Source organism: Azospirillum sp. A1-3 (assembly GCF_023806445.1).
Lineage (GTDB): Bacteria > Pseudomonadota > Alphaproteobacteria > Azospirillales > Azospirillaceae > Azospirillum.
On record NZ_JAMSLU010000006.1, the window covers coordinates 132,268 to 145,519 of the forward strand.

Sequence of the window (13,252 nt, forward strand, 5' to 3'; positions counted from 1 at the left end):
ACGGCGAATTACGACTGGCCTCGGAAAATAGGCAGGAGAACGGCACGATGCTGACTGTCGAGGGCCTGACGATCCGCTTCCGCAACGCCCCCCGTCCGGTGGTCGACGGCGTCGGCTTCTCCATCGGCGCCGGCCAGAGCGTCGCGCTGGTCGGCGAGTCCGGATCGGGCAAGACGCTGACCTGCCGCAGCATCCTCGGCATCCTGCCGCGCGGGGCAACGGTCACCGGCGGCTCGATCCTGTTCGGCCAGGGTGCCGAGGCGGTCGATCTGCTGCGCCTGCCGGCGTCCCGCCTGCGCGACATCCGCGGCAGCCGCATCTCGATGATCTTCCAGGAACCGATGAGCGCGCTGTCGCCGCTCCACACCATCGGCGACCAGACGATCGAGGTGCTTCGGCTGCACGGCAACTGCAACCGGACCGGCGCGCGCGAGCGCTGCCTCGCCATGTTCGAGCGGGTGGGCTTCCCCGATCCGGTCCGCGCCTTCCGCTCCTATCCGTTCCAGCTGTCGGGGGGCCTGCGCCAGCGCGCGATGATCGCCATGGCGATGGTCGCCCGCCCGCAACTGCTGATCGCCGACGAGCCGACCACCGCGCTCGACGTCACCCTGCAGGCCCAGGTGCTGGCCCTCATCAAGGAGCTGCAGGGCGAGACCGGCATGGCGGTTCTGCTGGTCACCCACGATCTGGGGGTGGTCGCCAACATGGCCGACGCCGTGGTGGTGATGCGCGCCGGCCGGGTGATGGAATCGGGGGCTTGCGCCGACGTTCTCGGCCGGCCGCTGCACGGCTACACCCGCAAGCTGATGGCCGCCGCCCCCTGCATCCCCGCGATGACCTGCGCGCCGCCGGGCGAGGACGTGCGCGACGCCATCCTGGAATTCCACGGCGTCGCCAAGACCTACGAGCGCGGCAACATCCGCATCCGCGCGCTCGACGGCGTCGACCTGTCGGTCGGCCGCGGCGAGACGCTGGCCATCGTCGGCGAGTCAGGATCAGGCAAGACGACGCTGGCGCGGCTGGCCATGCTGGCGGAGCGGCCGGATCCGGGTGGCCGCCTGCTGTTCCGCGCCGCCGCCGGGCAGCCGCCGCTCGACCTCCTTTCCGCCACCGGGGCGGAGCTGACCGCCTACCGCCGCCGTGCCCAGATGGTTTTCCAGGATCCCTATGCCTCCCTCAGTCCCCGCATGAGCGTCGGCGAGATCATCGCGGAGCCGCTGGCCATCCACGGCGTCTGCGGCCGCGGCGAGGGGCGCGAGCGGGTGCGGGCGCTGATGGCGCAGGTCGGCCTCGACCCCGCCTGGGCCAACCGTTACCCCCACGCCTTCTCCGGCGGCCAGCGCCAGCGCATCGGCATCGCCCGCGCGCTCGCCCTCGACCCCCAATTGCTGATCTGCGACGAGCCGACCTCGGCGCTCGACGTGTCGGTGCAGGCGCAGGTGCTCGACCTGTTGGAATCGATCAAGCAGCGGTTGGGCCTCAGCCTGATGTTCATCTCGCACGATCTGGCGGTGGTGGCGCGGCTGGCCGACCGTGTCGCGGTGATGCGCGCCGGCCGGGTGATGGAGGAGGCGCCGCCGGCCCTGCTGTTCTCCGCCCCGCTGCACCCCTACACCCGCGCGCTGATCGCCGCCTCGCCGGAACCGGACGTCGACCGTCCGATCGACATCGCCACCGTGGCCTTGGGCGCCGGCCGCCCCGACCTGTGGCCCGAACCCTTCCGCCCCACCCCCGACGGCGCGCCACCTCCCCTGGTGGAAGCGGCGCCGGGGCATTTCGTGAGGCGGGCGGCATGAGCAAGCACTTTCCCAACGCTGGAGACTCTCATCCTCTCCCCCCCGGGGAGAGGGAGGGGCCCCGCCGCAAAGCGGCGGGGTGGGTGAGGGGGACGCGCGGCGGAATGCTTGCGAAAATCCTGCAACGCATCCCCCTCCTCACCCTCCTCCTCGCCACCCCCGCCGCCGCCTTCACCCCGCAGGAGCCGGCCCTTCTCCGCGACGAGGTCGTCTACGGCCTGATCCCCCCCGTGCGCCAGCGCATGCCGGAGGAGCCGCTGATCGTCGATCTGGAGGCGAAGGGCCGCGACCTCGGCCGCTCCGGCGGCTGGATCCGCACCTTCATCACCCAGCGGCGCAACAGCCGCATCGCCGTGCTCTACGGATATGCCCGGCTGGTCGGCTACACCGCCAAGCGGGAGATCGTGCCCGACATCCTGAAGGACGTGACGGTCCATGACGGTCGCGACTTCACCCTGACCCTGCGGGCCGGCCACCGCTGGTCCGACGGCGCCCCCTTCACCAGCGACGACATCCGCTATTGGTGGGAGGACATCGCCAACAACCCGATGCTGTCGCCCTCCGGCCCGCCGCGCTTCATGCTGGTGGACGGCAAGCCGCCGGAGGTCAGCTTCCCCGACGCGGTCACCGCCCGCTTCCGCTGGGAGGAGCCGAACCCCTATTTCCTTCCGGCGCTGGCCGCCGCCCGGCCGCCCTTCATCTACCGCCCGGCCCATTACCTGAAGCGCTTCCACGCCCGCTATACCAGCGATGCCGACCTCGCCCCGCTGATCGCCAAATACAAGGTCCGCAACTGGGCGGCCCTGCACAACGCCCGCGACGACATGTTCCGGATGGAGAACCCGGACGAGCCGACGCTGCAGCCCTGGATGGCGATCTCGAAGGGCACCGGCACCCATCTGCTGTTCCAGCGCAACCCCTATTACCACCGCTTCGACGCGCGCGGCATGCAGCTGCCCTACACCGACGGGCTGGACGTGACGGTGATGGCCGGCGGCTTGATCCCCGCCCAGGTCGCCACCGGCAAGGCCGACCTCCAGGCCGAAGGGCTGACCTTCTCCCAGGTCCCGGTCCTGGTGGCGGGGGAGCAGGCCGGCGACTACCGCACCCTGCTGTGGCCGGAAGGCAAGGCGGCGGAGATCGCGCTCTATCCCAACCTGAACTACAACGATCCGGTCTGGCGCGCCGTGCTGCGCGACGTCCGTTTCCGCCGCGCCCTGTCGATGGGCATCGACCGCCGCATCATCAACCGCTCGCTCTTCTTCGGGCTGGCGGAGGAAAGCGGCGTCGACGTGCTGCCGCGCAGCCCGCTCTACAAGCCGGAGCGCAACGGGCTGTGGACCGGCTACGACCCCAAGCAGGCAGCGGCCCTGCTGGACGAGATGGGGCTGAAGCGCCCGCGCGGCGCCGCCTACCGCCAGCTTCCCGATGGCCGGCCGCTGGAGGTGATCGTCGAGACCGCCGGCGAGAAGCCGGAGGTGGCCGACGCGCTGCAGATCATCGCCGAGACCTGGCGCGACATCGGCGTCCGGCTGCTGGTGCGCACGGTGGACCGCGACGTTCTGCGCAACCGGGTCTATGCCGGCCAGACGATGATGGCGGTGTGGGGCGGCTGGGACAACGGCATCCCCGACCCCGACAGCAGTCCGGAGGAGCTGGCGCCGATGACCCAGGAGAATTTCAGCTGGCCGAAATGGGGGCAGTATTACCAGACCTCCGGCAGCGCCGGCGAACCCATCGACATGCCGATCCCGCAGGAGCTGATGGAACTCGCCCGGCGCTGGCGCCACACCACCGACGAGACCGAACGGCGCGCCCTGTGGTCGGCGCTGCTCGACATCCATGCCGACCAGCTCTACGCCATCGGCGTGGTGTCGAAGACGCCGCAGCCCATCGCGGTCAGCAACCGCCTGCGCAACGTCCCGGACAAGGGGCTGTGGCTGTGGGATCCCGGCGCCTATCTTGGCGTCTACCGCCCCGACGAGTTCTATTTCGCCGACGCCCGCCCGGCCGATCCGGAGCCGGCCGGCAGCCACCGCGGGGGGGAGTGACCGCCCATGCTGCGCTTCATCCTGCATCGGCTTCTGGTGATGGTGCCGACGCTGCTCGTGGTGTCGATGCTGATCTTCATCGTCATCAACCTCCCCCCCGGCGACTATCTGTCCAACCAGATCGCCGAGCTGCGCGCCACCGGCCAGGAGGCCGGTCTGGCGAAGGCGGAGTTCCTGCGCCACGAATACGCCCTCGACCGCCCGCTGGCGGAGCAGTATCTGGTCTGGATCGGCGTCTGGCCGGGGCCGAACGGCTTCCACGGCCTGCTGCAGGGCGATCTCGGCTGGTCCTTCGAGTTCAACAAGCCGGTCGTCGAGGTGGTGGGGGAGACGCTGTGGTTCACCGTCATCCTCAACCTCGCCGCCGTGCTGTTCGTCTATCTGGTGTCCTTCCCGCTGGGGGCGCTGGCGGCGATCCGCGCCAACAGCTGGGTCGATTACCTCGCTGCCGCCGTCGGCTATATCGGGCTGGCGACGCCCAACTTCCTGCTGGCGCTGATCCTGCTCTATTACGGCCAGAAATGGCTGGGGCTTCCCATCGGCGGGCTGGTCGACGCCCGCTATGAGGATCAGGCGCTCAGCTGGGCCAAGATCGGTTCGGTGCTGGAACACCTGATCGTGCCGACCATCGTCATCGGCCTGTCCGGCACCGCCGCCATGGTGCGGCGCCTGCGCGCCAATTTGCTGGACGAGCTGGGCAAACCCTATGTCGTCACCGCCAAGGCCAAGGGCGTGCCGCCGCTGCGCCGGCTGACCCGCTATCCGCTGCGCATGGCGCTGAATCCCTTCGTCTCCGACATCGGCTCGCTGCTGCCGTCGCTGGTGTCGGGATCGGTGCTGATCTCCGTCGTGCTCAGCCTGCCGACCATCGGCCCGGCCCTGCTGGAGGCGCTGCGGGCGCAGGACATCTTCCTGTCCGGCTTCATCCTGATGTTCATCTCGCTGCTGGTGCTGGTCGGCATGCTGGTCTCCGACATTGCGCTCGCCCTGCTCGATCCCCGCATCCGCCTGGGCAAGGCGAGGAAGGCGCAATCGTGAAAGGCGGGGCCATGAAAGATGGGACCATGAAGGACGGGGCCACGAAAGGCGGCTGGGAGCATTACGTCGACAGCCGGCCCTATCCCGATCCGGAGTCGCCGGACGCCCCGACCACCCGTTTCGATCCGGGTGCCTCCACCGGGCGGCTGATGCTGCGCCGCTTCCTGCGCCACCGGCTGGCGGTGCTGGGAGCGCTGTTCCTGGGCCTGTCCTATCTCAGCCTGCCTTTCGTCGATTTCCTGGTGCCCTACGGCGCCAACGAGCGCGACGTGGAACATCTCTACGCCCCGCCGCAGGGCATCCACCTGTTCCACGAGGGCAGCTTCATTGGCCCCTTCGTCTACCCGACCGTCGGCCATCCCGACCTGAAGGACTATCGCTGGCGCTACGAGACCGACACCAGCCGGCCGATGCCGCTCCAGTTCTTCTGCTCCGGCGTGCCCTACCGCTTCCTCGGGCTGGTGGAACTGCGGACACGGCTGGTCTGCCCGCCGCCGGACGCCTCGCTGCATCTGCTCGGCACCGACCGGCTGGGTCGCGACATGCTGTCGCGGCTGGCCATCGGGGCGCAGTTGTCGCTGACCGTCGGGCTGCTCGGCATCGCCGTGTCCTTCGCCATCGGCATCACGCTGGGCGGCATGGCCGGCTATTTCGGCGGCTGGATCGACGCCGGGGTGCAGCGCCTGTCGGAGATCCTGAAATCCCTGCCGGAGCTGCCGCTGTGGCTGGCGTTGTCCGCCGCGGTGCCGGCGCAATGGAGCCCGGTGACGGTGTTCCTCTGCATCTCCGTCATCCTCGGCCTGCTCGACTGGCCGTCGCTGGCCCGCGCCGTGCGCTCCCGCTTCCTGGCCTTGCGCGAGGAGGATTTCGTCATGGCGGCGGAGCTGATGGGCGCCAGCCCGGCCCGCATCATCCGCCGCCACCTGCTGCCCAACTTCGCCAGCCACCTGCTGGCCAGCGCCACCCTGTCGATCCCGGCGATGATCCTGGGCGAAACGGCGCTCTCCTTCCTGGGGCTCGGCCTGCGCCCACCGGCGACCAGTTGGGGGGTGATGCTGAACGACGCCCAGAATCTTATGGCGGTGGAAACCTATCCTTGGGTGTCATTGCCGATGCTGCCGGTGATCCTGGTAGTCTTGTCCTTCAACTTCTTCGGCGACGGCCTGCGCGACGCCCTGGATCCCTATCATGGCGACTGACCTCTCAAATCGGCGGGCATCACGAAGCGTGAGCTTGGCCATAACTCATATATCACAGCGCATAGCTGGGTTGCCGCCTCCTGGCCGGAAGGCGGGTTGATGCGCGGCGCGATCCATGTGAGGGGTTCTATCCAGGCTGGAGCGCTGCTGCCGGTCCCTGGACCAGTCGCGCAACCACCGGGACCGAGCCGGTCCTCAGACGAGCACAGTGAATTGTTCTGCAACGGCTTTTCGGTTCCGACGCAGTGCTGAAGCGGAGTGTCCGAGCATGCACCAGCCCCTGGTCCCCCTTCGCTCCATCCATCCCGACCGCACCCCGCCGCGCATCCTGCTCTACAGCCACGACACCTTCGGGCTGGGCCATTTGCGGCGGTCGCGGACGATTGCCCAAGCCCTCGTGTCGGCCTTTCCCGATGCCTCGGCGCTGATCCTCACCGGCTCGCCGGTCGCCGGCCGCTTCGATTTTCCGGAGCGGGTCGACCATGTGCGCCTGCCCGGCGTGGTGAAGCTGCCGGACGGCGGCTACACCGCCCGAAACCTCGGCCTGCCGATCGAGGAGACCGCCGCCATCCGGGCGGAGATCATCCGCGCCACCGCCCGCGCCTTCCGCCCGACGCTGGCCATCGTCGACAAGGAGCCGACCGGCCTGCACGGCGAATTCCTGCCGGCGCTGGAGGAGATGCGGGCGACCGGCAACACCCGCGTGGTGCTGGGCCTGCGCGACGTGCTGGACGCGCCGGAAGCCCTGCAGCCGGAATGGGAGCGCAAGGAGGCGGTCGCCGCCATCGAACGCTATTACGACCAGCTCTGGATTTACGGCCTGCCGGAGGTCTACCGCCCGCTCGACGGTCTCGACCTGCCGGCGGAAATCGCCGCGCGGGTGCGCTATACCGGCTATCTGAAGCGCGAGCCGACCGAGGGCGGCGGTGCCGTCCAGGCCGCGGACTTGCCCATGGCGGCGCCTTATGTGCTGGTGACGCCCGGCGGCGGCGGCGACGGCGCGGCCCTGGTCGACTGGACCATCGCCGCCTACGAGGCCGATCCGGATCTCAGCCCCCGCGCCCTGATCGTCTACGGCCCCTTCCTGGAGGACGCCCGCCGCCAGGAGTTCGCCACCCGCATCCGCCGGCTGAAGGGCAGGGTGGAGACGATCAACTTCCATTCGCGCATGGAGGATCTCTATGCCGGGGCCATCGGCGTGGTGGCGATGGGCGGCTACAACACCTTCTGCGAGATCCTGTCCTTCGACAAGCCGTCGGTCCTGGCCCCGCGCACCCGCCCCCGGCTGGAACAGCGCATCCGTGCCGAAGCGGCGGAGGCGCTGGGCCTGCTGCGCACGCTGGACAGCGACCGCGACGGCACCGACCCGCTGGCGATGGCCGCCGCCATCCGCGCCCTGTCGAGCCAGCCGCCGCCCTCGGCCAGCCCGCTGCCCGGCCTGCTCGGCGGGCTGGACCGCATCGTCGGGCTGACCCGCGAGGTGCTGGAAGCGGACTCGGTGATCGCCCGCGCCACCCCCGTCACCCCGATCCGCCGGGCGGCGGAACGGATGTCCCGCGCGATGGCGGGCAAGCGCGCATGAATTCCAGATTGGGGAAGGACGGCCACCCGCCGTCCGGCGTGCCGACCCGTTCGCCGTTTTCGCCGTTAAAAATTGCCGTGGTGGTCAAGGGCTACCCCCGCCTGTCGGAGACCTTCATCGCGCAGGAGCTTCTGGCCCTGCAGCAGCGCGGCATCGAACTGGCGATCTGGTCGCTGCGCCACCCGACCGACAGCCGCCGCCACGCCCTGCACGACCGCATCACCGCACCCGTCCATTACCTGCCGGAATATCTGCGCGACGAGCCGGGCCGCGTCCTGCGTGCTCTCGGCCACCTGATCCTCCGCCACCCGGCCGGGCTGCTCCGCACGGCGGCGGGTTGGCTGCGCGACCTCAACCGCGACCGCACCGCCAACCGGGGCCGCCGCTTCGGACAAGCCCTCGTTCTCGCGGCGGAGCTGCCGGCCGACGTGCCCTTCCTCTACACCCATTTCCTGCACACCCCGGCCTCAGTCGGGCGTTATGCCGCCTCGATCCGTGGCATCGGCTGGGGCTTTTCCGCCCATGCCAAGGACATCTGGACCACGCCGGAGTGGGAGAAGCGCGAGAAGCTGGCAGACGCCCGCTTCGGCGCCACCTGCACCGCCGTCGGCGCCGCCCATCTGCGCGGCCTTGCCGCCGACCCCAACCGCATCGACCTCGTCTATCACGGTCTCGACCTCTCCCGCTTCCCCGCCCCACCGGACCGCACGGACGCCCCGGCCCGCGACGGCTCCACCCCTACCCTTGCGGTGGAGATCCTGTCGGTCGGCCGGCTGGTGGAGAAGAAGGGCTATGACCGGCTGCTCGACGCGCTGGCGACGCTGCCGGACGGGCTGCACTGGCGGCTGGTCCATATCGGCTCCGGCGACCTGAAACAGTCCCTGCGCGCCCAGGCCGAGCGGCTCGGCCTGTCCGACCGCATCGACTGGCGCGGCGCCCAGGATCAGGCGACGGTGATCCAGGCGCTGCGCCAGGCCGACCTGTTCGTTCTGACCAGCGTCGTGGCCGGCGACGGCGACCGCGACGGCCTGCCCAACGTGCTGATGGAGGCGGCGAGCCAGCGCCTCGCCATCCTCTCCACCGCCGTTTCCGCCATCCCCGAATTCATCACCGACGGCACCCACGGCCTGCTGACCGACGGCACCCCGCCCGCCATCGCCTCCGCGCTGGAACGGCTCGCCACCGACCCGGCGCTCCGCCTGCGGCTGGGCTGGGCCGCGCATGACCGCCTGCGCGCCGAATTCGGCATGACCGCCGGCATCGACCGCCTCGTCCGCCGCCTGGAGGAGGCCGCGGCGTGACCCCTCGCCGGATCGCCTTTTACGCTCCGCTGAAACCGGTCGACCACCCGATCCCCTCCGGCGACCGCCAAATGGCGCGGCTGATCCTGCGCGCTCTGGAGGCGACCGGCCCGGTGGAGGTGGCGAGCGGCCTGCGCGTCTATGACGGCACCGGCGACCCCGCCGCGCAAGCCCGCCTGTCCGCCGCCGCCGCCGCCGAGTGCGACCGCCTGCTGTCGCTCTACGCCGCCGAACCGGCCCGGCGCCCGGCGCTGTGGCTCAGCTACCATGTCTATTACAAGGCGCCCGACCTGATCGGCCCGGCCGTCGCCCGCGCCCTCGGCATTCCCTATGTCGTGGTGGAGGCGACCCGCGCCCGCAAGCGCCTGACCGGCCCCTGGTCCGCCTTTGCCGCTGCCGCCGAGTCCGCCATCGAGCAGGCCGCCCTCGTCCTCTGCGTCAGCGCCCGCGACCGTCACGCGGTGGAGGCCTATGGCCCGCCCAGCCAGCAGGTGGCGATGCTGCCCCCCTTCCTCGACCTCCCCACCGCCGTCGAGCGCGCCGAACTCGCCTTTCCGCCCCGCCTTTTGACCGTCGCCATGATGCGGCCGGGCGACAAGCTGGCCTCCTACCGTCTGCTCGCCGACTCCCTGTCCCGTCTCACCGCCCCGCCCTGGACGCTCGACATCGTCGGCGACGGCTCGGCGGCGGTGGAGGTCTCGGCCCTGTTCGCCCCCTTCGGCCAGCGCGTGCGTCTCCTCGGCGCCCGCCCGCCCGCCGATCTCGCCGCCCATTACCGCGCCGCCGACCTGCTGGTCTGGCCCGGCCTGAACGAGGCCTTCGGCATGGTCTATCTGGAGGCCCAGGCCCACGGCATCCCTGTGCTCGCCGTCGACAATGCCGGCACCGGAACCGTTATCCGCGACGGCATCGGCGGTCGCCTGACCGGCCCGACCGCGCAGGACTATGCCGCCGCCCTGTCCGCCCTGCTGGCCAATCCGCCGGCCCTGCGCACACTCGGCCAGCGCGCCCGCGCTCATGTCGAGGCCCACCACGCCCTGCCGGCGGCGGCGGAGCGTCTGCGCGGCCTGCTGACCGGACTGATGTCATGATCCGCCTCGCATTCCTGCGCCACGGCATCACCGCCTGGAACCGCGAGGGCCGCATCCAGGGCCGCACCGACATCCCCCTCGACCCGGAGGGCCGCGACCGCCTCGCCCGCCTGACCCTGCCCACGGACTGGCGCGACGCCACCCTGCACGCCAGCCCGCTGTCGCGCGCCGTCGAGACGGCCCGCCTCCTCGGCAACGACCGCACCGTCCACACCGACCGCCGCCTGATCGAGATGGACTGGGGCGCCTGGGAGGGCCGGCGCGGCCACGACCTCCGCGCCGACCCCGCCAGCGGCTACCGCGACCTGGAGCAGTGGGGCTGGGATTTCCGCCCCCCGGGCGGCGAAAGCCCCGCCGACGTCCGCGAGCGGTTGACGGCTTGGCTGAAGGAGTTGCTCCCTCTCCCAACCCAGGACCAATCCCCTCTCCCCCCCGGGGAGAGGGTTAGGGTGAGGGGGACGCACGGCGAGGATCTCTTCGGCTGCGCCGAACCCCCTCATCCCAACCTTCTCCCCGCCTTTCGGCAAAGCTTCGCTTCGCCTGTCGGCAACACAAGCAAAGCTTGTGTTGGGGGGGAGAAGGAGAGTCACCTCGTCGTCACCCACATCGGCGTCATCCGCGTCGCCCTGGCGCTCGCCTTGGGCTGGGACTTCCGCGGCCCGCTGCCGGTTCCGGTCAAGCGCGACCGCCTCTACGCCATGACGCTCGCCGCCGACGGCACGCTCCATCCCGCCGGCCCACGGGAGGGGCAACGCCTGTCATGAAGCTCCTGATCGCCGTCACCCATCTGCTCGGCACCGGCCATCTCAGCCGCGCCCTCGCCCTGGCCGAGGCCTTCGCCGCCCGTGGCTGGAGCGTCGACGTGGCCAGCGGCGGCCGTCCCGCCCCCCATCTCGGCAGCAGCGGCGCCACCCTGCACCAGCTGCCGCCGCTGGCGAGCGACGGCGCCGACTTCGCCACCCTGCTGGCCGCCGAAGGCCGCCCTGCCGATGCCGCCCTGTTCGCCTCGCGGCAGACGATGCTGACCGGTCTGCTCGACAGCCTCCGCCCCGACGTCCTCATCACCGAACTCTTCCCCTTCGGCCGCCGCGCGCTGGCCGCCGAGTTCGACGCCCTGCTGGAGCGTGCCCGCGCCCTGCCGCGCCCACCGCTGACCCTGGCGTCGGTTCGCGACATCCTGGCCCCGCCCTCCAAACCGAAGCGCGTCGCCGAGACCGAAGACCGCCTGCTGCGCTTCTACGACGGCGTTCTGGTCCATTCCGACCCCGCCCTGATCCCGCTGGAGGACAGCTGGCCGCTGACCCCGGCGATGCGTCCGCTGCTGCGCTACACCGGCTTCGTCGTCCCGCCGCCGCCCGTCCCCGACGACGGCACCGACGGCAATGCTGAGATCCTGGTCACCGCCGGCGGCGGCCCGGTCGGCCGCCCGGTCTTCGAGGCCGCCGCCCTTTGCGCCGCCTCCGGCGCTCTGCCGCAGCGCTGGCGCCTGCTGGTGGCGAAGGGCGACGCGGCGCTGGCCGACCGTTTGCGCGCCATGGCCCCGGCCGACCGCCTGCTGGTGGAGCCGGTGCGCCCCGACTTCCGCGCCCTGCTGGGCCGGGCATCCGCCACCGTCGGCCGCTGCGGCTACAACACCGCGCTGGATTGCCTGACCGCCGGCGTCCCCAGCGTCTTCTGCCCCTTCGAGGACGGCAAGGAGGTCGAACAGACCATCCGCGCCGCCATCCTGGCCCGCCAGCCCGGCATTGCCACCCTGCGCGAGGCCGACCTCACGCCCGACAGCCTCGCCCGCGCGTTGACCTCCGTGCTGGGCGCCCGCATCCCACCGCTCAGCCCCGCCTCGCTGGCCGGTGCGGCGCGTAGCGTGGAGATCGTCGAAACCCTGCTGGCGGAGAAGACGTCATGACCAACTGGACCGCGGTGGAAGACGAACTGGCGCGCTGGACCGATCTCGGCCACCGCTGTTCCCTCTGGCTGCGCGACGACGACGCAATCGCCGCCAGCCCGCAACTCGACCGGCTGCTGCATCGCTGCGCCCAGGCCGGCATCCCGCTCGGCCTCGCCGTCATCCCCGCCGACGCCGAACCCTCGCTCGCCGAAACGCTCGCCGGCCAGCCCCACGCGACCCCGCTGGTCCATGGCTGGTCCCACACCGACCACGCCACCCCCGGCGCCAAGAAGTGCGAGTTCGGCCCGGAGCGCCCCGCCGAAATCCGCCAAGCCGAGGCCGAACGCGGCCTGTCGGTCTTGCGCGCCCTGTTCGGCGACCGCCTGCTACCGCTGTTCGTCCCGCCCTGGAACCGCATGGCCGCCGACATGCCGTCCCGCCTGTCCGCCGCCGGCTACCGCGCCGTCTCCGCCTTCGGCCCGGCGCCCGCCAGCCGGGACGGCATTACCTGGGTCAACACCCACCTCGACCTGATCGACTGGCACGGCACCCGCTCCGCCGTCCCGCTCGATGGGTTGCTGGACCTCCTCTGCCGCGAACTGCGCGACCGCCGCGAGGGCCGGCGTGATCCCACCGAGCCCATCGGTCTGCTGACCCACCACCTCGCCCACGACGCCGCGATCTGGGACCTGCTGGACCGCCTGCTCGACCGGCTGGCAGGGCATCCGGCGGTGGAGTGGCCGACTGTCTGGAGCCTGGGGTGACGGCAAGGCGGCAGGCAATGGCGTTAAAGACAAAGCGTCATTTTGCCTTTGCATCAATCCCTGCTTCCAGGACAATCGGCTCGATCGGATGGACCTTTTCGAAGCGACTGTGCGCTTGGCACTATGCAAGGGCAGCCAACGACAACCAACCAGTCAGTTTCAGAACGTTGACGTACCGTTTCCTCAGGTCCCAGAGAGCTTCCGACAAAGCGGTGTTGAGGCTGTAAAGCTCGATCACCCGTTCGCGGTCACCGTCGGCCATATCGAGATAACAGGCAAACCGCTCCAGGGAGAGAGCCTTGTCCAACTCCTCATAGGAATTCACTTTCCCCGCCTCCCCTTGCATTTCCCTCCGCACGCCCTAAACTAACACTCGTGCGCTCCGGTACCGTCTCTGCTCCTAGCGTCCGGCCGGAGTTATTTTCTAGGATTCATTTTTTCTTTTAAATTTCTGTTTTCCGGTACCTAATTTTCTGTGCGTTTCAAATAAAGATTAGATCAGAGCCGGCCTGAATTCAGGCCGGCTCTACGGATTTGTTATT

General features: G+C 70.3%; 11 protein-coding genes. 10 read left to right on the top strand and 1 reads right to left on the bottom strand.

Features of this window, described 5'->3' with window-relative positions; translation table 11 throughout:
• Positions 1 to 47: 47 nt before the first annotated feature.
• The 10 genes from M5E06_RS28390 (at position 48) to M5E06_RS28435 (ending at position 12,710) form a co-directional block, all read left to right on the top strand.
• Positions 48 to 1,796: an ABC transporter ATP-binding protein gene (locus M5E06_RS28390; protein WP_252141120.1), complete on the top strand. Its 1,749-nt coding sequence runs from the start codon at positions 48 to 50 to the stop codon at positions 1,794 to 1,796.
• Between the two features lie 104 nt (positions 1,797 to 1,900).
• On the top strand, positions 1,901 to 3,847 hold the full coding sequence (locus tag M5E06_RS28395; RefSeq protein ID WP_252141121.1) for an ABC transporter substrate-binding protein: 1,947 nt from the start codon (positions 1,901 to 1,903) through the stop codon (positions 3,845 to 3,847).
• Between the two features lie 6 nt (positions 3,848 to 3,853).
• A complete protein-coding gene (locus tag M5E06_RS28400; RefSeq protein WP_109153316.1) occupies positions 3,854 to 4,885 on the top strand; it encodes an ABC transporter permease in 1,032 nt (343 codons plus the stop codon).
• 26 nt (positions 4,886 to 4,911) lie between these two features.
• Positions 4,912 to 6,084 (top strand): ABC transporter permease, encoded by a 1,173-nt coding sequence (locus M5E06_RS28405; RefSeq protein ID WP_252141122.1) that lies wholly within the window; start codon positions 4,912 to 4,914, stop codon positions 6,082 to 6,084.
• A gap of 268 nt (positions 6,085 to 6,352) precedes the next feature.
• On the top strand, positions 6,353 to 7,666 hold the full coding sequence (locus M5E06_RS28410; RefSeq protein ID WP_252141123.1) for a glycosyltransferase family protein: 1,314 nt from the start codon (positions 6,353 to 6,355) through the stop codon (positions 7,664 to 7,666).
• Positions 7,663 to 8,967, top strand: a complete 1,305-nt coding sequence (locus M5E06_RS28415; protein WP_252141124.1) for a glycosyltransferase family 4 protein — start codon at positions 7,663 to 7,665, stop codon at positions 8,965 to 8,967. The genes M5E06_RS28410 and M5E06_RS28415 overlap by 4 nt, the downstream gene beginning before the upstream one ends.
• Positions 8,964 to 10,058 carry a glycosyltransferase family 4 protein gene (locus tag M5E06_RS28420; RefSeq protein WP_252141125.1) on the top strand — a complete coding sequence of 365 codons (1,095 nt, stop codon included), beginning with the start codon at positions 8,964 to 8,966 and terminating at the stop codon, positions 10,056 to 10,058. The genes M5E06_RS28415 and M5E06_RS28420 overlap by 4 nt, the downstream gene beginning before the upstream one ends.
• Complete coding sequence (locus M5E06_RS28425; protein ID WP_252141126.1) at positions 10,055 to 10,822, top strand: histidine phosphatase family protein; 768 nt, start codon at positions 10,055 to 10,057, stop codon at positions 10,820 to 10,822. The genes M5E06_RS28420 and M5E06_RS28425 overlap by 4 nt, the downstream gene beginning before the upstream one ends.
• Entirely contained in the window at positions 10,819 to 11,964 is a 1,146-nt protein-coding gene (locus M5E06_RS28430) for a glycosyltransferase family protein (protein WP_252141127.1), read from the top strand. The genes M5E06_RS28425 and M5E06_RS28430 overlap by 4 nt, the downstream gene beginning before the upstream one ends.
• Positions 11,961 to 12,710, top strand: a complete 750-nt coding sequence (locus M5E06_RS28435) for a polysaccharide deacetylase family protein (protein WP_252141128.1) — start codon at positions 11,961 to 11,963, stop codon at positions 12,708 to 12,710. Before M5E06_RS28430 ends, M5E06_RS28435 begins: the two co-directional genes overlap by 4 nt.
• Positions 12,711 to 12,831: 121 nt before the next feature.
• Here M5E06_RS28435 and M5E06_RS28440 read toward each other — a convergent pair whose 3' ends face one another.
• Positions 12,832 to 13,035, bottom strand: coding sequence for a hypothetical protein (locus M5E06_RS28440; protein ID WP_252141129.1), 204 nt, complete (start codon positions 13,033 to 13,035; stop codon positions 12,832 to 12,834).
• Between the last annotated feature and the right edge of the window lie 217 nt (positions 13,036 to 13,252).